The organism is Polaribacter sp. ALD11 (genome assembly GCF_002831685.1).
Taxonomy (GTDB): domain Bacteria; phylum Bacteroidota; class Bacteroidia; order Flavobacteriales; family Flavobacteriaceae; genus Polaribacter.
Genome location: NZ_CP025119.1, coordinates 1,197,531 through 1,218,567, shown reverse-complemented (window position 1 = coordinate 1,218,567; position 21,037 = coordinate 1,197,531). Strand labels below are relative to the sequence as shown.

At 28.2% G+C, this 21,037-nt stretch carries 19 protein-coding genes; 3 read left to right on the top strand and 16 right to left on the bottom strand.

Features of this window, described 5'->3' with window-relative positions:
* Window position 1: 1 nt before the first annotated feature.
* The 3 genes from CW731_RS05485 to CW731_RS05475 all read left to right on the top strand — a co-directional run bounded on the left by CW731_RS05485 (window position 2) and on the right by CW731_RS05475 (window position 3,963).
* Window positions 2-907: a DUF5655 domain-containing protein gene (locus tag CW731_RS05485; protein WP_100945783.1), complete on the top strand. Its 906-nt coding sequence runs from the start codon at window positions 2-4 to the stop codon at window positions 905-907.
* 4 nt (window positions 908-911) lie between these two features.
* Window positions 912-2,063 (top strand): endonuclease, encoded by a 1,152-nt coding sequence (locus CW731_RS05480; protein ID WP_100945782.1) that lies wholly within the window; start codon window positions 912-914, stop codon window positions 2,061-2,063.
* 1,258 nt (window positions 2,064-3,321) lie between these two features.
* The gene (locus CW731_RS05475; RefSeq protein ID WP_100945781.1) at window positions 3,322-3,963 is read left to right on the top strand and encodes a DUF6266 family protein; all 642 of its coding nucleotides are present in this window, start codon (window positions 3,322-3,324) and stop codon (window positions 3,961-3,963) included.
* 730 nt (window positions 3,964-4,693) lie between these two features.
* Here the strand turns inward: CW731_RS05475 and CW731_RS05470 are convergent.
* The 16 genes from CW731_RS05470 to CW731_RS05385 all read right to left on the bottom strand — a co-directional run bounded on the left by CW731_RS05470 (window position 4,694) and on the right by CW731_RS05385 (window position 20,950).
* Window positions 4,694-5,401 (bottom strand): hypothetical protein, encoded by a 708-nt coding sequence (locus CW731_RS05470; protein ID WP_100945780.1) that lies wholly within the window; start codon window positions 5,399-5,401, stop codon window positions 4,694-4,696.
* Window positions 5,402-5,548: 147 nt separating this feature from the next.
* Entirely contained in the window at window positions 5,549-6,133 is a 585-nt protein-coding gene (locus CW731_RS05465; RefSeq protein WP_100945779.1) for a hypothetical protein, read from the bottom strand.
* Window positions 6,134-6,305: 172 nt separating this feature from the next.
* A complete protein-coding gene (locus CW731_RS05460; protein ID WP_100945778.1) occupies window positions 6,306-6,761 on the bottom strand; it encodes a hypothetical protein in 456 nt (151 codons plus the stop codon).
* A gap of 1,857 nt (window positions 6,762-8,618) precedes the next feature.
* Window positions 8,619-9,170, bottom strand: coding sequence for a hypothetical protein (locus tag CW731_RS05455; RefSeq protein ID WP_157812192.1), 552 nt, complete (start codon window positions 9,168-9,170; stop codon window positions 8,619-8,621).
* A gap of 174 nt (window positions 9,171-9,344) precedes the next feature.
* A complete protein-coding gene (locus tag CW731_RS05450) occupies window positions 9,345-9,827 on the bottom strand; it encodes a hypothetical protein (protein WP_100945776.1) in 483 nt (160 codons plus the stop codon).
* A 246-nt stretch (window positions 9,828-10,073) separates the two neighbouring features.
* On the bottom strand, window positions 10,074-10,361 hold the full coding sequence (locus tag CW731_RS05445; protein WP_157812191.1) for a hypothetical protein: 288 nt from the start codon (window positions 10,359-10,361) through the stop codon (window positions 10,074-10,076).
* Between the two features lie 811 nt (window positions 10,362-11,172).
* Window positions 11,173-11,682, bottom strand: coding sequence for a hypothetical protein (locus CW731_RS05435; RefSeq protein ID WP_100945773.1), 510 nt, complete (start codon window positions 11,680-11,682; stop codon window positions 11,173-11,175).
* A 745-nt stretch (window positions 11,683-12,427) separates the two neighbouring features.
* Window positions 12,428-13,156, bottom strand: coding sequence for a hypothetical protein (locus CW731_RS05430; RefSeq protein WP_100945772.1), 729 nt, complete (start codon window positions 13,154-13,156; stop codon window positions 12,428-12,430).
* 181 nt (window positions 13,157-13,337) lie between these two features.
* Entirely contained in the window at window positions 13,338-14,231 is an 894-nt protein-coding gene (locus CW731_RS05425; protein ID WP_157812190.1) for a hypothetical protein, read from the bottom strand.
* Between the two features lie 159 nt (window positions 14,232-14,390).
* Complete coding sequence (locus CW731_RS05420) at window positions 14,391-15,164, bottom strand: hypothetical protein (protein WP_100945770.1); 774 nt, start codon at window positions 15,162-15,164, stop codon at window positions 14,391-14,393.
* 179 nt (window positions 15,165-15,343) lie between these two features.
* Complete coding sequence (locus CW731_RS15550) at window positions 15,344-15,748, bottom strand: hypothetical protein (RefSeq protein WP_100945760.1); 405 nt, start codon at window positions 15,746-15,748, stop codon at window positions 15,344-15,346.
* A gap of 1,306 nt (window positions 15,749-17,054) precedes the next feature.
* A complete protein-coding gene (locus tag CW731_RS05405; RefSeq protein ID WP_100945767.1) occupies window positions 17,055-17,921 on the bottom strand; it encodes a hypothetical protein in 867 nt (288 codons plus the stop codon).
* 179 nt (window positions 17,922-18,100) lie between these two features.
* Window positions 18,101-18,367 (bottom strand): hypothetical protein, encoded by a 267-nt coding sequence (locus CW731_RS05400; RefSeq protein WP_232734731.1) that lies wholly within the window; start codon window positions 18,365-18,367, stop codon window positions 18,101-18,103.
* Window positions 18,368-18,477: 110 nt separating this feature from the next.
* Window positions 18,478-18,717: a hypothetical protein gene (locus CW731_RS05395; RefSeq protein ID WP_232734730.1), complete on the bottom strand. Its 240-nt coding sequence runs from the start codon at window positions 18,715-18,717 to the stop codon at window positions 18,478-18,480.
* A 165-nt stretch (window positions 18,718-18,882) separates the two neighbouring features.
* Window positions 18,883-19,434, bottom strand: a complete 552-nt coding sequence (locus tag CW731_RS05390) for a hypothetical protein (protein WP_068452251.1) — start codon at window positions 19,432-19,434, stop codon at window positions 18,883-18,885.
* An 895-nt stretch (window positions 19,435-20,329) separates the two neighbouring features.
* Entirely contained in the window at window positions 20,330-20,950 is a 621-nt protein-coding gene (locus CW731_RS05385; protein ID WP_157812189.1) for a DUF2846 domain-containing protein, read from the bottom strand.
* Window positions 20,951-21,037 lie beyond the last annotated feature (87 nt).

Below are 21,037 nucleotides of genomic sequence, written 5' to 3'. Positions count from 1 at the left end.
AATGCACTTATATAACTTAAAATCAAAAGAATATACTAGTATTTTAAAAGAGAAACCATTTAAATTAGAAAGAGAAATACAATCGCTTTTTGAGAATAATTTAAATGAGTTAATGGATTTACAATTAGTAAAATCAGAATTCTCTATTAAAAATAAACGTATAGATACTTTAGCATACGATAAACAGTCAAATGCATTTATAATAATTGAATATAAAAGAAGTAAAAATATAAGTGTAGTAGACCAAGGATTTACATATTTAAGTTTAATGCTAGAAAATAAGGCTGATTTTATTGTAGAATATAACGAGACTTTAAAACAAAACTTAAAACGTACAGATGTAGATTGGAGTCAAACAAGAGTAGTATTTGTATCTACAAGTTTTACAGAAAATCAAAGAGCAGCAACAAATTTTAAAGATATAGCGATTGAGTTGTGGGAAGTGAAACGTTATGAAAACAATTTGATTAGTGTAGATCAAATAAAGAAAAGTAAATCGGCAGAAAGCATCAAGCCAATTACATCAAGCAATACACAATTAGAAGCAGTTACAAAAGAGATAAAAGTATATACAGAAGAATTTCATTTAGATAGTTATCCAGATAAAGTAAAAGAGTTGTACGAAACCTATAAAGACGCTATTTTAGCCTTAGCAGATGATATTGAATTAGAGCCTAAAAAACTATACATAGCTTTTAAAAAGGATAAAAATATAGCTGATATTGTTACACTTAAAAAGGGTATTAAACTATTTATCAATCTACAAAAAGGTAAATTAGAAGACCCTAAAAACCTAATGCGTGATGTATCAAATACAGGTCATTGGGGAAATGGAGATTATGAATTAGTAATAAAAAATAATGATAATTTAGAGTATATTCTATACTTAATTAAACAAGCTATATAAATTTATGTTTAAATTAAAAAAAATAGTTGACTTTGCAATTTGGTATTTTGTTTATTTAATTTCAAAATCAATTTTTAGATACAGTTTTAATAATAATTTGTTTTCACAAAAAACTTTATTAATACTTCTTTTATTTCCTTCTGTATTATTTTCTCAAACCCCTTCTTATTATTCAGGTATTGATTTTTCACAATCAGGTGAAGATATTAAAACACAACTAACCACATTAGTTACAAATACACATACTATTTTAGTGCGTTACACATCAAGTTCATTAGATACTTGGGATGTTTTAAAACAATCAGATTTAGAGAATCCATCAAGTTCTGATATTTTATTAATGTATGGTTATAATAATACTGATGCACTAACGAATAACGATTATTCTCGTAGTAAAGATTTATCGTGTCATTCGTCATCTTGTATTGGTTTGTGGAATCGTGAACACGTATTTTCAAAGTCTTTGGCTACACCTAATTTAGATAATTCTTACCCAAGTTCAGGTACAGATGTTCATAATTTAAGAGCTTGTGATAGTCAAATGAATAGTTCACGTAACAATCGTCTTTTTCAAGATGATGTCGGTAATGCACATATAACAACAATTGGTAATTTTTATCCAGGTGATGAATGGAAAGGTGATGTAGCTCGTATTATAATGTATATGTATACACGTTATCCAGACCAATGTAAAGCAATAAATATAGGGTATGGTAATTTGAATAGTACATCAACAATGCCGAATGTCTTTTTGGAATGGAATGCGCAAGACCCTGTTTCTCAGTTTGAAAGAGGTAGAAATGAAATAATTTATTCAGCACAAGGTAATCGTAATCCATATATCGATAATCCATATTTATCAACATTAATATGGGGTGGTAGTATTGTAGAAGACACTTGGGGTACTTTAAGTTTAAATAATGTAGTTGCTCAGTCTTTAAATATATATCCTACGTTTACAAAAGATTTTATTTACATTAAAGATGAGGTTAATTTTGGTATTTATAATTGTAATATTTACAATACTTTAGGTCAGTTAGTTTTAAAATCAAAATCAGTAAATAGGATTGATATTTCTTCTTTTTCAAAAGGTTTATATATTTTGAAAGTAGAAGTTAATAATACAATTGTTAATAAAAAGATAATTAAGTTATAGATTTTTTATTCCCCACAAAACAAAATCCAGTTTTTTCATAACTTCAAAAGTCTCTGTTTTTTGTTTTGTTCCGCACACCTCCGCAAGTTTAGCGTTTTAGTATTCTAAAGGTACTTGCATTTTACAGCTTGTATTTTCGCAAACTCAAATACAACTATAAAAAGCAATCTTTAATATTGTTTTCATAAAACCCAAAACTCCCCAAAGCTAAGTTACATAATAGAAGTTATAATACTCTTTCGTAAACTCCAGGTAGTTATAACTGCTATTATGTAAAATAGCCGCTCATCCAGCGCTCATGTAGGATATTTATAATAATATTTAGATATTTTAATAACAATTCGGCTGTGTTGCATTGTTTTTATAAGTGCTTTTGGCAACTTTAAAATCAACCTAAGAACTCAATAATTAAAAGCAGAAAATTAAATACAATTTATAAAGCACCTATAAAATCAAAAAAAGCCAATAAGAGTAAAACTTTTTATTTGTGAAGAAAATTAGTAGCAACCGTTTTCACTAAAAGTAAATGCAAGTATAAAAATAGAAGAAGTAATTTAATAAGAAAATCAATTCATTAAAATTACAAATAGGAGGCATTCACTTTTAATAAAACCTCAATAAAATTAGAAAGCACAAATAAAAAGTCTTTACCCTTATCCTCGCTTCTGCCAGCGCACTAGGTACTTTAATTATTTTAAATGAAATTATTTAAAAGAAAAACCCACATCGTAGAGAGGTGGGTAAATTGCTATGTAAAAGTCTATGAAAAGACTTCTATGAAAAAGAAACTTAAATATATGAAAAAAAATGATGATTAATTGATTTTAGACAAAATATTATGTCATTCAATCGCCATTGGGCTCACATTTTTAAAAATTGACAAACCCCACGCTCAAATCCAGCCTCTGTTTATCAATATTTAAAAACGAGGAAAGCATTTTTTTCCTTATCTCATTCAGCTGCAAAAAAAAAACGGCTAAATTTATTTAGTTTCTTCGCAAAAAAAATATTTACTTGTCTCATTTCTTTAAAAAAAAAACTGGAAAAAATGATGAAATCACTTTTTTAATGTCGTTTTCTTAAATAATTATATTAACACTAAGCAATCGAATGAAGCTTAGCGCATAAGTATCTTAAAGCCTTTAAAACAGCTAATAAGTCATATTTTTATCATATATTAAGATAGTAAGTAAGGTTTAAAAGCAATATCAAGTCCGTACCAAATCCGAACGAGTATTAATTTTAAATTTAAATAGTAATGGGTAAAATTGCACAGGGTATTTTAGGAGGGTTATCAGGAAAAGTAGGTAACGTAATTGGAGGTAGTTGGAAAGGTATTGACTACATCAGAATTAAGCCATCAAGCGTGGCGAATCCTCGAACAGAGGGACAGGTAAATCAGCGTAATAAATTTACTATTACATTGGAGTATCTGCAAGCGACTAAAGGTTTTATTAAAATCGGTTATAAGTCATTTGCGACCAAGAAAACAGAATTTAATGCAGCAATGTCTTATGTGTTAAATAATGCGGTAGGAGGAATTGCACCTAACTTCACGATTGATTATTCTTTAGCTTTATTGAGTAGGGGTTCTTTATCTAGTGTATTGAATGGTATAACCGATTTAACAACAGCAGGACAAGTAAGTTTTGATTGGGATGATAACTCAGCAGAAGGCAATGCAAATACGACTGACAAAGCAATGGTATTGGTTTATAATCCGAGCAAAAAAGAATCAATTTCTATTTTGGATGGTGCTGATAGAACTGTAGGTTCGCAAGTGGTTACAATACCAAATACCTATGCAGGAGATACAGTAGAGCTATTTATGGCGTTTGTTTCTGCCGATGGTACACAAGTATCAAACAGTTTGTATTTAGGCTCTGGTACGGCAGCTTAATAACTTTAAGCGTAAATACAAGCAAAGAGAAACCGTTACAATATATTTGTAACGGTTTTTTTGTGACTATAGATCACTATATTTTCTTCACAATTCTATAATTTTAAAAGTTGTACCTATGTTGTACCTTTTTTTAATTATTGTTATTTAATCTAATAAAATCAATACATACAGGGTGTTGCTTACACAACACGGTGTTACCAAAAGTAGTTTTTTTATTTTCCAATTTTTCTTATTATTTTCTAAATTCAGCGTTAGAGTGAAAATTCCGCCAATATTTTAATTCCACATCTTGCTCAATTCCGCAATTTTGGTTTTTCAGCGTTTGAGTGTTTTCTTACATGCTTAATTCCGCCAATAATTTTTACTTTTTTTTTTGATTTTAAAGAAATTCTCAGCCTTTCTGAGTTTTCGTTTTAAAGATAATTTTACACAGATTTTACTCCGCATTTTGCTCAATTCCACACTGCTCAGTTTTTACTTTTTATTTTTCTAAATTCTCAAAAATGTAAACAAAATTCTTTCAGAATTTTCCAATCTTCAGAGAGTGTTCCGCAATTTTAAATGCTATTTTAAATTCAGGATTTGAATGATTGAGCTATTTTTGGTAACGTTTTTGTATATGGTTTGTTGCGTTTTTGAAGCACTAAATTTAGTAAATAAAACGGAATAGAAAATCCCTAAGGATTTTCGTAAGTAGGCGAGTACTAGCAATAAATTATATACGGTGTTAGCAATTGTATTTTAATTCTTTTCCTAATAGTTTATTAAAAAAATCTTCTGTTACTTTTAATAAATCGTCAATCAGTAATCTGTTCTTAATTATCAATTTTGGCTCTTCTACTAATTCTCCTTTTGGACTGAAGTCAAAATATTTTAATTTATTATTAAAATCATTAAATACTTTCCAATCCTTTTCTGTTTTCTTTACAAATCCTTGAGAATGGATTAATTTATTCCTAATTCGTTTTATTTTCAAAATAAATTGCCACTCTTTGTCCAAATTTCGGAAATTTACGTTGCAAGATTTCTCTAGAAACTGTTTTGCTTTCTCAATATCATTAGTTCCTTTCAAGTCGTTAATAGAATATTTCGTTTGTTTTTCAAATTCGTAATGTTCACAAATTAATTTCAATTCGTGTTCAATAAAAGTTATTATTTGTACTAAAAACGATGCTCTAAAATTATGAGGAAATAAGGTTGCAATATCTCCACTTCTATAATAATAGTCTTTTGCTATTTGATTATATTTTTTATAGTCATCTTGGTCTAATTCTGCCAGACTTTTATTATACGATTCGTCCAATGACTTTTTCTCTTTGTCTAAAAAATTCTCAATTGTAGTTTGATATTTTTTAAAATCAACCAAAGAAAATTCAATTCCGAATAATAGAAATTCTGCATAATCAATAATCGGTATTTCTGTTGGTTTGGTCATATAATTGCTAACGTTGTTGTATATGGTTTGTTGCGTGTTTTAAGTAACTAATTTAGTAAATAATTACCGACCAAGAAAGTTCGCGAGGACTTTCGTAAGTAGTCGAAAAGCCAGCAATAAATTATATACGGTGTTGGCATTAGTTTTTTATTCCGCTAAATATTTGTCAAATGTTTCTTCAAAATTCAGCTTGATATTTTGGGCCTCCGAAACTGAAAGTCCGCAACCACCTTCAAAGATTGTCAAAAACGATTTTTCATAATAAAATCGGATAAATGTAAAGACTTCCTTTTGTCCTTTTATTTTATTCTCATTTATAGTAAACTCATCCTTTTCAATTCCGTATTCACATTTTAAGATTGGTTTATTAATTAATTCTCCGAGATTTTCATTTTCTTTAACTTCATAAACTTGCCATAAATCAGATTCGTTTCGTAATTCATTCTTTTCCAGTCTTTGTTTAAGTTCCGAAAGTTGGTTCAGATTTATTTTTATATGGTCTCCATCGAAATCTCCTTCAATTTCCATAAACATATCAAATTCGGAAAACGTTATGAAAAAAGTCCAAGGAAGGTAATCGTCATTATCTTTATTTTCATTGAAATCCACTTGATAAATTTTATCAACTGTTTTTCCTACGATTTGATTAATAAAGTTGTTAGATTTCAATTTGGTGTTCGTTTTTTTAATTAATGCCAACGTTTTTTGTATAAGATTTGTTGCGAAAATCATTACTGATTTAGGTTAAAAAAAAGTGGCAAAAAATCAGTAATAATTTTCGTAAATAGTTGATAATTAGCAATAAATTTTATACGGTGTTGTGCCACGTTTTATTCAGTAAATGGTTTTTCATTCTGCCAATATTAAAATGAATGAGTTTTTTAAAATGTGTTGTTATGATGATTTATTTCAAAATTCCATACATAGCTAGTAAAACAATTGACAATGAAGAAAAAATATAAAACAAATATTCAAAAATTAAAAACATTTTTTTCGGAGGAAAATCTTTTTCGAATTTTTCGTGTAGATTCCCGTTCAATCTACGTGATAAATTTTCCCGTTGGAACATTAAAATCCGATGTGATTCTTCAACTTGACGAAATAAAGAAACGATACCCGAAAGGATTGCGAGAGATATACTTATCAGGGTTGCCGAAAACAATAAGTGAACGTGAGTGTAAGGACTATTTACTCCTTTAAAAGCTACTAATACAGAAATTAAACCAACTAATATTGTGATAATATTCCTTGTTATATTATTTTTTTCAGTATCATTATATTTTTCAAGGTCTTCTATTTTTTTTATGAGATTGTTTAGGTATAATGTGTCTTCTTTACTGAATTTGATGTTTTCTTTCATGTATTTTTCAGATTTTCGAGTGCGTAATGTGGCACAACGAGTTTGTTTATGGAAAGTTGCGGTTTTGTGTGCGAGGATTTTCCAACGGAAAATCAGAAGTACATAAAAACGCAACGAACTTTTAGTTAAGCACTAATTTAGCAATTTTTTATAAACGGTGTTGGCAAATGCGTGTTTTAATTTCCGCTTAATTTTTTCTATAATTTTCTACTTCTTCTTAAATTATTTTCCTTTTTTTATAAGACACAGTTCTAAATTTTTCTTTTAAAAGTGCTTGAGTTTTTTACTTTGGGATTTTGCTCCAATTTTTCACAAGAGTAAAAAATCCACAATTTGTTCAATTCCGCAAACTTGCTAAATTCAGAACTTTAGTAAGAATTCCAGTATTTTATTAAATTCCGCAATTTTGGTTTTTCAGCGTTTGAGTTAACTCTTGCTATTAAAATTCTAATAATTTCCCCTTTTTACAAATTTTAACGAGCGAGAGAGTTTTCAATATTCTGAATTTTTATTTTTTCGCCGTAATAAGATTAAAGAATTTTGAATCAGAAATTTTAAGCAAAACCTTTATTTAAATGACTTATGTTTTTGTGGTGACTTTCAACCAGTTTTTGCCAACGGATTTGTGTTATGGAAAGTTGCGATTTTTATGCACGGCTATTTTCCGTAGGAAAATTGAAGTGCATAAAAATGGAACTAACTTTTTACAAGCTAAAAATAAGCAATTTTTTATACACGTTGTTGCCTAAAGTTGTTTTTTTATTTTTCCGAATTTGCTTATTATTTTCGAGATTTAGCGTTCGAGTGAAAATTCCGCCACTATTTTTAATTCTACAATTGTTAAATTCCGCTATTTTTGTTTTTCAGAGTTTGAGTGTTTTCTCACGTGTTTAATTCCGCAAACAATTTTAAATATTGTTTGATTCTCAGAAAACTCTCAGTCTTTCAAAATTTTACACTTTTGAGATAATTCCGCAAAGTTTTTATTCCGCATTTTGCTCAATTCCGTAATGCTTTTTTCATTTTTCTCAACTTTCCAACATTGAGAGAGTCTCTAACATTTAAAATTCAAGAGTTTTATTCGCTAATTTTTTCAGGAATTTGAGTGATCTGGACAATTTTTGGCAACGAGTTTGTTTATGGAAAGTTGCGGTTTTGTGTGCGAGGATTTTCCAACGGAAAATCAGAAGTACATAAAAACGCAACGAACTTTTAGTTAAGCACTAATTTAGCAATTTTTTATAAACGGTGTTGGCAAATGCGTATTTTAATTTCCGCTTAATTTTTTCTATAATTTTCTACTTCTTCTTAAAATATTTTCCTTTTTTTAGAAGGTACAGTTCTAAATTTTTCTTTTAAAAGTGTTTAATTTTTTACTTTGGGATTTTGCTCTAATTTTTCACAAGAGTAAAAACTCCACAATTTGTTCAATTCCGCAAACTTGCTAAATTCAGAACTTGAGTAAGAAATCCAGTATTTTATTAAATTCCGCAATTTTGGTTTTTCAGCGTTTGAGTAAATTCTTGTTATTAAAATTCTAATACTTTCCCTTTTTTACAAATTTTCACGAGCGAGAGAGTTTTCAATATTCTAAATTTTTGTTTTTTCGACGTAATAAGATTAAAGAATTTTGAATCAGAATTTTGAATCAGAAATTTTAGGCAAAACCTTTATTTAAATAACTTATGTTTTTTTTGCGACTTTCAACCAGTTTTTGCCAACGTTGTTGTATAAGCTTTGTTGCGTTGTTTAGGCAATGAATTTACTAAATAAAACACGAACGGCGAAATTCCGAAGGAATTTCCCAAGTGAGCTAAAACCAGCAATAAAGTTTATACGGTGTTGGCAACTGTTTTTTTATTCAATAATTTCAATTTTCTGTTTAGATATATTATAATAATTCGATTTACTTCTTATGTGATTATTATGTTTGTTAAAATCCCATTTCAGACTATCTGGTATTTTCTTAATTAATTTGTTTCCATCTATAATATTTATTCCGTAATTATTTTTGTCAAAAACTACTATTAACTTTTCTCTAAATACAAAATAACCATCAGGGTTTTCCTCCGTAATAATTTCTTCACCTTCATTGTCAATTTTAGAATTTAGTGGATTAAAACCAACTAAAAAAGGAAGAAGTTTAATTTGAATAATCGAGTCAGATTCTTTTTTTCCAAAATAAAGATGGTAAGATGGAATTGCAAATTTTCCTTCCTCATTTGATTCCAAATATTTTGGTATAGGATTATTTTCGATATAATTTTCTAATAATTTTTCAAAGTCAGCGTTAATTATAGTCTTATTGTTCAAAGAGCAAGATATTGCCAATAGAAGCAAAATTACTTTCCTAATATTATTCCAACCTTTCATTTGTTGATGTAAAAATTTTCTTTGTGAGTTTTTCAAATTTCAAGTTCAATTTTCAGACTTTGAGTGAGTAATAGTTGCCAACGTGTTTGTATAAGATTAGTGGCGTGTTTAAGCACCTAATTTAGCAAATAAACACGAGATAGAAAATCCGCAAGGATTTTCGTAAGTAGGCTAGGACTAGCCATTAATTTTATACGGTGTTGGCAATAGTTATTTTGTTATTTTCAGTTCTTTTTCAAGTATTTCAAATAATCCATAATAAGAATTTTTCTTTTTAAATTCATTTTGTATAATTCTATTTATTGAAGCCGAATTTAAATAATATATCATTCCGTTTTTCCAAGATTCCCAAACTTTTATTGGGATTCTTCCCTTTGTGTACCAAAGGTATTCTTCAGCACAAAAATTTAAATAGTCAATTATCAGTTCTTCTTGTTCAGTAGATATTTCAGTATTTACAATTTTTTGAAGTTCTTTATTGAATTTTGATTGATATTTTGAATTAAATTCTTGAAATAATTCTTTGAAAATTCGGTCATTTTCAGCTTGTGAATTCCTTAAGCCAATTGAAAGAGAAATTCCAGTTGCAATAATTGCCCCTAATATTTCTATATTTTTAGTAAAATAGTATAAAGTTAAACCAATTGCTAAAAAAAAGATATTCGTCAATATTAATCTGTATGAATTTCTCATTATTTAAAAGTTTAAGTAGATTAGACTTATAAGACAAAAATAAATTCCGTGATTTTGGTCCTTAATTAATTTTGAGATAATGTAGCTTATGATTAAATTAAACAAAATAAAAGGAATTGAGTATGCTATTGAATTCATTACTGCTAAATCACCTCTTCCGTTTATGTTAAAATATACTGTATAAATAAGTCCAAGTATATATCCTATTTTGTTTTTATTAATTTCAGAATATTTAAAAATCATAAATTATAATAAAAAAACAATTGTTAATAAACTTATTGTAGAAATTAATATCATTAATAATTTGTTGTTGCTTTTTCTTTTAAATAAATAATATATTCCATAAATAGGTAGTGAAAAAATAATACTTGAGAATTGAACTCCAATAATCCAGAATATTAATCCATATTCTTCGTAACCTGGCATTTCTCCAATTCCTCCAGGTTTAAGTCCAAAAATAATGATTTTTAATCCTATAACTAAAGAATTAACAAACCACCACATTAAATATTTCTTTCTAAAAATTTCGTTCATTTTTCAATTTTTTTTAATTATTGCCAACGAGTTTGTTTATGGAAAGTTGCGGTTTTGTGTGCGAGGATTTTCCAACGGAAAATCAGAAGTACATAAAATGCAACGAACTTTTAGTTAAGCACTAATTTAGCAATTTTTTATAAACGGTGTTGGCAAATGCGTGTTTTAATTTCCGCTTAATTTTTTCTAAAATTTTCTACTTCTTCTTAAATTATTTTCCTTTTTTTTATAATATACAGTTCTAAATTTTTCTTTTAAAAGTGTTTAATTTTTTACTTTGGGATTTTGCTCCAATTTTTCAGAACAGTAAAAATTCCACAATTTGTTCAATTCCGCAAACTTGCTAAATTCAGAACTTGAGTAAGAATTCCAGTATTTTATTAAATTCCGCAATTTTGGTTTTTCAGCGTTTGAGTAAATTTTTATTATAAAAATTCTAATACTTTCCCATTTTTACAAATTTCAACGAGCGAGAGAGTTTTCAATATTCTAAATTTTTGTTTTTTCGACGTAATAAGATTAAAGAATTTTGAATCAGAAATTTTAAGCAAAACCTTTATTTAAATGACTGATGTTATTCTGGCGACTTTCAACCAGTTTTTGCCAACGTGTTTTTGTATGGAAATTTGCGTTTTAAATGAACGGCATTTTTCCGCAGGAAAAATAGAGTTTATAAAAACGCAATAACCTTTGATTAAGCCAAATATAGCAATTTTTTATACAAGGTGTTGGGCAACGTTTTTTTTATTCAGATTATGGTTTTTCATTCCGCCAATTTTAAAGAGAATGAGTTAAAATTAAAATATTATGATTATTTTTTCAAAGGTTTTCTGGTTGAAAGTAATTCGTTTTGTTTCTCCAAAATTCGCACTTGATTCTGAAGGTCAAGTAAATCGTTTGACAATTCAGATATTGTTCTTTCTTGTATTAATTTCTCTTTTTCTAATTTTAATGTTTGTTCGTAGAGAACTTTATATTCAATATTACTTTGGTCAGAAAATACTGGTTTTAGAGCAAATATTCCAATTATGAGAGTTGCAATAGCTAAAAATAAATTAGCATAAAACTGTTTTTTAGATGTTCTTTCTTGTGTTTCGGCAGTTTTAGATTGTTTAATAGTAACAGCTTTTAAAAATTTAAGAATTTCATTTTGTTTTTCAATTTGTTCTTTAGCTAAATTTTCAGGGGAAAGTATTTTATCTGTTAAATTCGAAAAGTCATTATTAGGTACTTTTATTTTTGGCACATCAAATTGTTGTAGATCTTTAATATCTAATTTGTCTTTTCCAAAAAATGCTGAATTATCTCCTTTTACTGCCATATTTCATTTTTCAGAGTGTGATTGGTAATGTTGCCCAACGAGTTTGTTTATGGAAAGTTGCGATTTTGTGTGCGAGGATTTTCCAACGGAAAATCAGAAGTACATAAAAACGCAACGAACTTTTAGTTAAGCACTAATTTAGCAATTTTTTATAAACGGTGTTGGCAAATGCGTATTTTAATTTCCGCTTAATTTTTTCTATAATTTTCTACTTCTTCTTAAAATATTTTCCTTTTTTTATAAGATACAGTTCTAAATTTTTCTTTTAAAAGTATTTAATTTTTTACTTTCGAATTTTGCTTCAATTTTTCACAAGAGTAAAAATTCCACAATTTGTTCAATTCCGCAAACTTGCTAAATTCAGAACATGAGTAAGAATTCCAGTATTTTACTAAATTCCGCAATTTTTTTTCAGCGCTTGAGTTAATTCTTGTTATTAAAATTCTAATACTTTCCTTTTTTTACAAATTTTCACGAGCGAGAGAGTTTTCAATATTTTAAATTTTTGTTTTTTCGCCGTCATAAGATTAAAGAATTTTAAATCAGAAATTTTAAGCAAAACCTTTATTTAAGTAACTTATGTTTTTCTGGCGACATTCAACCAGTTTTTGCCAACGTTGTTGTGTATGATTAGTTGCGTGTTTTAAGCACTAAAGTTAGTAAATAAAACACAGATAGAATGTCCGCGAGGACTTTCGTAAATTAGCTGAAACCAAGCAATTAATTATACACGGTGTTAGCAGCTTTACTTATTCATTCTTATAAAATGTTTCATAAATGAAGACGTTATTTCAAGTATGAATTCAATTTCTTCTTCAATAACTTTGTTGTCATGTTTTACATATGAATTCTGATATTTTGTAAAATATTCGACAAGCTTTTGAAACATATTACCTAATTCTTTAGAACCATTATTATCTTTTATAAATGTTCCAAGTGCTCCTAATTGATTTTCTAATGACTTATCATTCCCTAATATTTGTTTTACTAATAATTCAAGAGATAAGCGTAAATCATCTAATAGATTTCTTTCAAATATTGAATTTTTAAATTTTTCAAGTGCAGAATTATATTCTTTTAATGAATCGTCAAAACCATGTAACCAATGTCGGGTTTCATCGATTAACATTTCATTCACTTTGTCTGATTCTGTATTTAAATGACCAAATCTTGTTATGAGTTTCATCTTTAAATCTTTAACGGTTGAGTTTCCGTTAAACTTCTCAAGTTCACATAATTCCTTTATTATTTTAAATTGTTGCTCTGCATTAAAAGCTTCGAGATTTCTTTTTAAGGCAAATCTTTTATTAGGTACACTTCCATCTGCAGGAAATGGTGATTTTGGGAAAGGAACATCTACATTAAAGTCAAAGCCATAACTGGCTAATAAGTTAGCTATTTGTGAACCTGAAAGTCCTCCAGCTGTTTTTCCTAAAATTTCTCCAGTATTTTCTATAAATGTATTTGGTATCATTGTTATGTTCGTGTTTTTTTGAGCGTCTTGTGTATTGCTGCTAACGTTGTTGTATATGGTTTGTTGCGTGTTTCAAGCAACTAATTTAGTAAATAATTACCGACCAAGAAAGTCCGCGAGGACTTTCGTAAGTAGGCGAGAAGCCAGCAATAAATTATATACGGTGTTGGTGGTAGTAATTTTAGAATAAATTATCTATGTTATTATTCCATCCTTGAATGTGAATAATTCTTTGTTGATGTAGATTTTGATTCAAAATTTGTTCTTTTGTTAAATGTGATAATTGTTGCCAATTTTGTCCAAAAACATAAGTAGCATTTCCTTGATGAATACTTTCTAAAATGAAAAAGTTTTTATTTGGAAACCCAAATACAATATAACCACTAAATCCAGCACTACCTACAGCAACGAAATTCGGATTATGGTTTGAAATAGTTTCAAGTCTTCTTTCAATTATTCGCCTTCTATTTACTCCAACATTTCCTATTACTCTTTGAACGTTATTTCGTAAGATGTTCCAAGGATAATTTCCTTGAGGTAGCATATTCCAATTAAGTCGAGTAACTGGTACATTGAAAACAGGAACTAAATTTGCTTGAAAAGTATCACATTCTCCAAAAAGTTCTAAAAATAAATTTATGATGTGAATTATTTCATTATCTGCTGAAACTCCTTTTGTCAATAAAGGTGACCTAATTATTTTTAAATTATTTGCTCCATTAACTACAGTTAGTTCAATACTTGGTGCAGGAATTGGTGTTCTTGGGTATCTTTTGTAAGGAATGTCAACAGTATGATAATTCCCTCTCCAATCTTTTATTTCTGCTTGACGATAGACAGTCTGTTTTGGTTGATTACGATGAATGATAAACCCACCATTTGCATTAAATCTACTTTTTGTTCCTACAATTGTTGGTAAGATTTGTTCTCCTAAATTTATATTATTTGTAAATCCAATCTGTTGAATTCTATTCGTATTATTTAAATTCGTCAGTGTAATATAAAAGTCATCATTATTATTTAATCCAACTAGGTAATTCCCTAGAGTTCTAATTCGTTTTTTTGTTATTTTCATAGTTTTCTTTTTTTTTATTACCACCAACGTTGTTGTATATGGTTTGTTGCGTGTTTCAAGCAACTAATTTAGTAAATAATTACCAACCAAGAAAGTCCGCGAGGACTTTCGCAAGTAGGCAAGAAGCCAGCAATAAATTATATACGGTGTTGTGTACAGTTATATTTCGACTTGTTCCAATTTAAATTTCTCACTTATTTTTAAATCTAAATCAACAATTATATTTGTCATTCCGCCATTAATATTGGATAAATTTTCATAACTAAAATTAAGAATATTTCCTGGTTTATATGTTATGTGTTCATTGCTAAATTCCGTTGAAAACTCTTTTGAAATAATTCCTCTATTATGAACGATTAAATTCCTTTGTTTAATAAATTGTTCAAAATTTTTCTCAAGAATTGGGCTTTCAAACAATTGAATCCCTAATTTATCGGAAAAGAATTTTTTAATATCAGTTATACTACCATAAAATAATTTTTCAATATTTTTTTCTGTAATGTCCTCAATTAAATCTTCCATATTATTAAATGAGAATATATAGTCTAAAGACTCCTTTTCCTTTGATTTCAATATTTGTGGTTTTGCTTTTATTACTTCCACGAGTATATCTTTAAAATAGCTTAAAACATTATCTGTAATTCTTGTGTAGGCCATTTGTCCAAAATATTTTTCATAAGACTTTGCTGAAAAAATCATATCACTTCTTTCAGATTCAAGAAATTCTGTAAGACTATTTTCTCCGTTTTTTTCGTAAAGAACTTTTAAAAATTTTTTCTTTTCGTTTAGGTCTTCTTTACTTGTTTCTGCGAACAAAATATAGATTAATAAAAACTCCAAATTAATACCTTCAGCCGAAAATATTTTGAAAGATTGAGTTCCTTCACTTAATACCTTTACTCCAAATTTATTTGTAGAATATTTTTCTGACATTTTGTTTTTTTACGGATTTTATTTTTAATTGTACACAACGTGTTTGTATATGGTTTGTTGCGTGTTTCTAGCACCTAATTTAGTAAATAATTACCGACTAAGAAAGTCCGCGAGGACTTTCGTAAGTAGGCTAGAATTAGCAATAAATTATATACGGTGTTAGGCACAGTTTTTTATTTTCAGTCATTTTTTTTCAATTCCAAACTAATTTTATTTTCTGCTAAATAGAGTTCAAACTTTTTCAAGTCACTGAATTCAATTCGGTTTTTTAGTATAGTTTCAGAATTAGGCAAACTTTCATAATCGTTTTTAATTACCCAATATTTAAAATCCGTTTTCTCCCTTTTGTTTCCAGATTTAGCAATAATCCATTCAGAGTTATAAGACATTTTCAAAACTGTCATAGGAACTATTTCAGTTCCTGTTGTTGCACAACTATATTCTTGATATAATATTCGTTTATCGTAATTATCATATGAAGACAAATAAATGTTATTTCCTAAATATTCCTCATCTGCGCCAAGGCAACAAGAATTCAGAACGAAGAATACGCTTAAAAGTAAAAAGTTTAATTTTGTTTTCATTTTTAGGTCTATTGTGCCTAACGAGTTTGTTTATGGAAAGTTGCGGTTTTGTGTGCGAGGATTTTCCAACGGAAAATCAGAAGTACACAAAAACGCAACGAACTTTTAGTTAAGCACTAATTTAGCAATTTTTTATAAACGGTGTTGGCAAATGCGTGTTTTAATTTCCGCTTAATTTTTTCTATAATTTTCTATTTCTTCTTAAATTATTTTCCTTTTTTATAAGATACAGTTCTAAACTTTTCTTTTAAAAGTGTTTAATTTTTTACTTTGGGATTTTACTCCAATTTTTCACAAGAGTAAAAATTCCACAATTTGTTCAATTCCGCAAACTTGCTAAATTCAGAACTTGAGTAAGAATTCCAGTATTTTACTAAATTCCGCAATTTTGGTTTTTCAGCGTTTGAGTAAATTCTTGTTATTAAAATTCTAATACTTTCCCCTTTTACAAATTTTAACGAGCGAGAGAGTTTTCAATATTCTAAGTTTTTATTTTTTCGACGTAATAAGATTAAAGAATTTTGAATCACAAATTTTAAGCAAAACCTTTATTTAAATAACTTATGTTTTTCTGGCGACTTTCAACCAGTTTTTGCCAACGTGTTTGTTTATGGAAAGTTGCGGTTTTGTGTGCGAGGATTTTCCAACGGAAAATCAGAAGTACACAAAAACGCAACGAACTTTTAGTTAAGCACTAATTTAGCAATTTTTTATAAACGGTGTTGGCAAATGCGTGTTTTAATTTCCGCTTAATTTTTTCTATAATTTTCTATTTCTTCTTAAATTATTTTCCTTTTTTATAAGATACAGTTCTAAACTTTTCTTTTAAAAGTGTTTAATTTTTTACTTTGGGATTTTACTCCAATTTTTCACAAGAGTAAAAATTCCACAATTTGTTCAATTCCGCAAACTTGCTAAATTCAGAACTTGAGTAAGAATTCCAGTATTTTACTAAATTCCGCAATTTTGGTTTTTCAGCGTTTGAGTAAATTCTTGTTATTCTAATACTTTCCCCTTTTTACAAATTTTACGAGCGAGAGAGTTTTCAATATTCTAAATTTTTATTTTTTCGACGTAATAAGATTAAAGAATTTTGAATCAGAAATTTTAAGCAAAAGCTATGTTTAAATAACTTATGTTTTTTTGGCGACTTTCAACCAGTTTTTGCCAACGTATTTGTATATGGTTTGTTGCGTGTTTCAAGCAACTAATTTAGTAAATACTAACCGACCAAGAAAGTCCGCGAGGACTTTCGTAAGTAGGCTAGAAGCCAGCAATAAATTATATACGGTGTTACCCAACGTTTTTATTCCTTTGTTTTGTATTTATCATAATCAGGATCTTCGAAAACCTTTCCGTGATATTTCTGTACTAATTCGTTTATATCCTCTAAACTTTTTTCGTTATCAAAAAAGAACTTTTTATTTTCTTCCAGATTTAGAAAATCCATAGTTTCGATTGCTATAAAAGCGCAATAAATAAAACTATCGCTTAACAATCTTAAATAGTGTCCATTCGTTGCTATTTCATAGTCTGCTTGTGAACGACTTTCTCTTTCATTGATAATAGAAATTCCAGTTTCGTCTCCGTGCATAACGTGACTACTCATTCTATAACTATGAGTTAGAGCAACAATCATTTCAAATGGTTTTCCTCTATAGTTTTTCGAAATTGAAAGGATCATTTCAGTAAATGACCATTTTTGCTCAACTTTTCGTCTTTCGGCTTTTGTCCATTTTTTACGTAATTCAGCTTCTTCTTCTTCAGGCAAAACCATAGGTAAATAGGCAAGTCTATGAATTTCGCTATCTCCAAAATGTTCTAAATTCCTTTTTGCTTGTGAAGATTGTTTTATAGAACTTATTTCAGCTAAAGAATTCCAATATTCATTTATCCGAACATTTTGTTCTTCTTTATCAGCAGTCGTTATAAATAAAAATTTCGTAAAAGTTTCAAGTGCTGATCTTAAAATAATTTCAGCATCCCAAATCCGATTATCTAAGACTAAAGTAGTTACAGTTTCTAATCGAGAAAGGACAAATTCAATTAGAGGCAAAATCGGTTTCATTTCCGATAAATTCTCTTTAATTATTCCAAAAAGCTGAAGGTTATTTTCGTTTATTGCTTGAAAATATCTTTGAGTAATTTCGTCTTTATCTTTTTCCCAACTCATAAGTTGTTTAGTTTTTAGTGTGGCTCTCAAATGTTGGGTAACGTTTTTTTGTATGGTTTGTTGCGGTTTTAAGCAATAAAGTTAGTAAATAAAACACAAACCAAGAAAATCCGCGAGGATTTTCGTAAGTAGGCTTTTTGCAAGCAATAAATTATACAAGGTGTTGGCAATAGTATTTTTTATTCAGTTAGATTTTCCGTTATAGATTTCAGAGTTTCAATTTTCGGAATTTCTATAATTTCAGATTCACCATATATTGAGTAAAATTCCAATTCAGTCGGCATTTGGTCATTTCCGAATACAGATATTCCAATTAATTCTCCGTTTTTACCTTTTCCAGTATAGTCAATTTGTAAATTTTTGTTTTCTTGAACTTTAGATTCAAAATTTTCTCCAAACATTATGGTCGGACAATTTCCGCAACCACATCTTGCAATTACTTTCATATTTTTGATTAATTCAGTCCATTCCGTTTTTTATTTTTCAAATAGGTAAGTCAAAAATTTAATTTCAGTATGATTTAATTCTCTTTTATCTTGAATACTATACTCCATTATCAAACTATTTTTTCGATTGATTTTATGTCAACTTTCAGTGCTTTGAGAATTGTTTTTGCTAAATCTTTATCATTTTTTTTTGCTTGGTCAAAAATGTCCATTAATCCCGAAACATAAAGTCTTTCGTTGACAGTCATTCCATTAATTCCGATTATTCCACTTGCTTTTTCGTATATAGTTTCGAGCGTCATTTTTATATTATTGCCAACGTTTTGTATATGGTTTGTTGCGTGTTTCAAGCAACTAATTTAGTAAATAAAAACTGAATAGAAAATCCGCGAGGATTTTCGTAAGTAAGCAAAAAGCCAGCAATAAATTATATATGGTGTTGGGCGTAGGCTTTTTTGTTCAACTTTTTTTCAAATTCTATTTTGTTGTTCTAAATCTTTCAATTCTTTCCTGTTTTAAAGTACAATTCTGTTTTTTTCTAAAAATGATTTTTTTTCGTAATTATTTATCATTTCATTCATTTTTTCTTTTGGATATTTCCAATTCAACATTTTGTTCGGTGAACTATTTAGTCTGCCATTCAAATCTCTAAAGTTCATATTTTCATAATCTCCAAATTCATATTTCCAATCCTCAAGAAAAAGCAAACAGTTATTTAAAGAACCATTAGTACTTCTGTCATTATTTGTTTCCTGCAATTTAATTTCTCCGATTATTTTCTCCACCAATTCATATCTTGTTTCAATTCCGTCAAAAGTTAGTTGAGCAAATAAATTCTCTTTAAAAATAGAAGATATATTTTTTAAGTCAGTTTTCTTTATATTCGGTAAGATTAAAAGGTATTTTGTCATTTTATTGATTAATAACCAACATTTTTTATGACTTACATAAAATAGAGTAGAAGTCCAATCTCCTAAATATTCATTATTAAATTCCTCATTTTCAGATATAAATTCTTTCGTTATTTTTTCTAACTTTCGAGTTGTAAATATTCTTGTTTTACTCATTTGTCAAGTTTTAACGTTCTGATTTTTAGCTTACGCCCAACGATTTTGTATATGATTTGTTGCGTATTTCGAGCACCTAATTTAGTAAATAAAAACGGAATAGGAAATCCGCCAAGGATTTTCGTAAGTTTGTAATCACCAGCAATAAATTATATACGGTGTTGCAAGTAGTGATTTTCTAACTATATTTTCCATTTCTTAACTTTCTATTTCATTTCTCTCTCTTTTCATATTTCAGCTTAAAATTCCGCACTAATTTATTCATGATTCATTTTTAGAGTTCAATTTTATTTTTCATTCTTTTTCGTGTTTGAGCTTAAATTTCCGCCTTAATTAATTTCCGTCTATTTATTCACGATTCATTTTCAGCGTTCAATTCTGTCTTTTTTCCCGTTTGAGCTTAAAATTCCGCCTTAATTAATTTCCGCTTATTTATTCACGCTTCATTTTTCAGCGTTCAACTCTGCTTTTCTCTTTTTTTGGATTCATTTTCTAAAAATAGAGTATCAGTCATTTTTAATTTTTCCAGCGCAATATTATTCAATATTAATTTCTAGAAAAGATAAATCACTAATTAGGAATTTCTGGCTGAAATTCCGCCATTACTTGCAACGTTGTTGTATAAGATTAGTTGCGTGTTTTAAGCACTAAAGTTAGCAAATAAATCACAGATAGAAAGTCCGAGAGGACTTTCGTAAATTGGCTAAAACTAGCAATTAATTTTATACGGTGTTACAAAACGTTTTATTCCTTAATCACAAGGTTTTTCAAAGCAGTTATTAAATCCGTCTGGGCAAACAGTTTCAGTACAACCTTCATCTTCTTCAGTGCAGGAAGTAAATGCAAATGTTGTCAGTAATATTATACAGGTAATTATCTTTTTTAAATTCATAATTTAATATTTTGGGCTTTCTTTTTTCATTGTTAAAATTGCATACTTTGCTGTATTTGGATTGTCAAGAAAAATATTCATTCCGTTACTAACACTTGAGATAGTATTCCAAGGCTCAAAACTTGCTCCAAATGAACCTCTTATGAAGTAGGTCTCCCCATCTTTAGCATCAATTTCTAAAATATCCTTTTTGCTGTTTTTCCAATTATACTTATGAACTTCTCCTGCTTTAACCTTATGTAAGTAATAACTATAGGTTTTAATATTAATGAATTTTTCTCCATTATATTCAACTTTACAGGCTAATGCTGATCCAGTATATACATATGGTCTATAAAGGTAAATATGTGCGAATCCTTTTTCAGGTTTTTCAACTTTCAAATTCAATGGATTTTTAACAACTGATAAGTCAGAAATATTAACATTAGAGAATTTGAAAATATTTTTCTTTTTACTTTTGTTTTCACCACTTTCAATAAACTTAACTTTTTTTCCTTTTAACTCAATTATTTTACAAAAAACAGTATCATTTCCTTTCTTAATTAAAAAATCGGATTGATTATTTTGCGCATAAGTCAAAATTGATGTAAAAGTTAAAAATAGAATAATTAAGTTTTTCTTCATAGTATTGGTTTTCATAATATTGGTTTTTAATGTTTTGTAACGTTGTTGTATATGGTTTGTTGCATGTTTCAAGCAACTAATTTAGTA

Excerpts from the sequence above, each read along its gene's own strand:
- CW731_RS05485 (WP_100945783.1), top strand. The coding sequence starts at position 2 with ATGCACTTATATAACTTAAAATCAAAAGAATATACTAGTATTTTAAAA.
- CW731_RS05480 (WP_100945782.1), top strand. The coding sequence starts at position 912 with ATGTTTAAATTAAAAAAAATAGTTGACTTTGCAATTTGGTATTTTGTT.
- CW731_RS05475 (WP_100945781.1), top strand. The coding sequence starts at position 3,322 with ATGGGTAAAATTGCACAGGGTATTTTAGGAGGGTTATCAGGAAAAGTA.
- CW731_RS05470 (WP_100945780.1), bottom strand. The coding sequence starts at position 5,401 with ATGACCAAACCAACAGAAATACCGATTATTGATTATGCAGAATTTCTA.
- CW731_RS05465 (WP_100945779.1), bottom strand. The coding sequence starts at position 6,133 with ATGATTTTCGCAACAAATCTTATACAAAAAACGTTGGCATTAATTAAA.
- CW731_RS05460 (WP_100945778.1), bottom strand. The coding sequence starts at position 6,761 with ATGAAAGAAAACATCAAATTCAGTAAAGAAGACACATTATACCTAAAC.
- CW731_RS05450 (WP_100945776.1), bottom strand. The coding sequence starts at position 9,827 with ATGAGAAATTCATACAGATTAATATTGACGAATATCTTTTTTTTAGCA.
- CW731_RS05445 (WP_157812191.1), bottom strand. The coding sequence starts at position 10,361 with ATGAACGAAATTTTTAGAAAGAAATATTTAATGTGGTGGTTTGTTAAT.
- CW731_RS05435 (WP_100945773.1), bottom strand. The coding sequence starts at position 11,682 with ATGGCAGTAAAAGGAGATAATTCAGCATTTTTTGGAAAAGACAAATTA.
- CW731_RS05430 (WP_100945772.1), bottom strand. The coding sequence starts at position 13,156 with ATGATACCAAATACATTTATAGAAAATACTGGAGAAATTTTAGGAAAA.
- CW731_RS05425 (WP_157812190.1), bottom strand. The coding sequence starts at position 14,231 with ATGAAAATAACAAAAAAACGAATTAGAACTCTAGGGAATTACCTAGTT.
- CW731_RS05420 (WP_100945770.1), bottom strand. The coding sequence starts at position 15,164 with ATGTCAGAAAAATATTCTACAAATAAATTTGGAGTAAAGGTATTAAGT.
- CW731_RS15550 (WP_100945760.1), bottom strand. The coding sequence starts at position 15,748 with ATGAAAACAAAATTAAACTTTTTACTTTTAAGCGTATTCTTCGTTCTG.
- CW731_RS05405 (WP_100945767.1), bottom strand. The coding sequence starts at position 17,921 with ATGAGTTGGGAAAAAGATAAAGACGAAATTACTCAAAGATATTTTCAA.
- CW731_RS05400 (WP_232734731.1), bottom strand. The coding sequence starts at position 18,367 with ATGAAAGTAATTGCAAGATGTGGTTGCGGAAATTGTCCGACCATAATG.
- CW731_RS05390 (WP_068452251.1), bottom strand. The coding sequence starts at position 19,434 with ATGAGTAAAACAAGAATATTTACAACTCGAAAGTTAGAAAAAATAACG.
- CW731_RS05385 (WP_157812189.1), bottom strand. The coding sequence starts at position 20,950 with ATGAAGAAAAACTTAATTATTCTATTTTTAACTTTTACATCAATTTTG.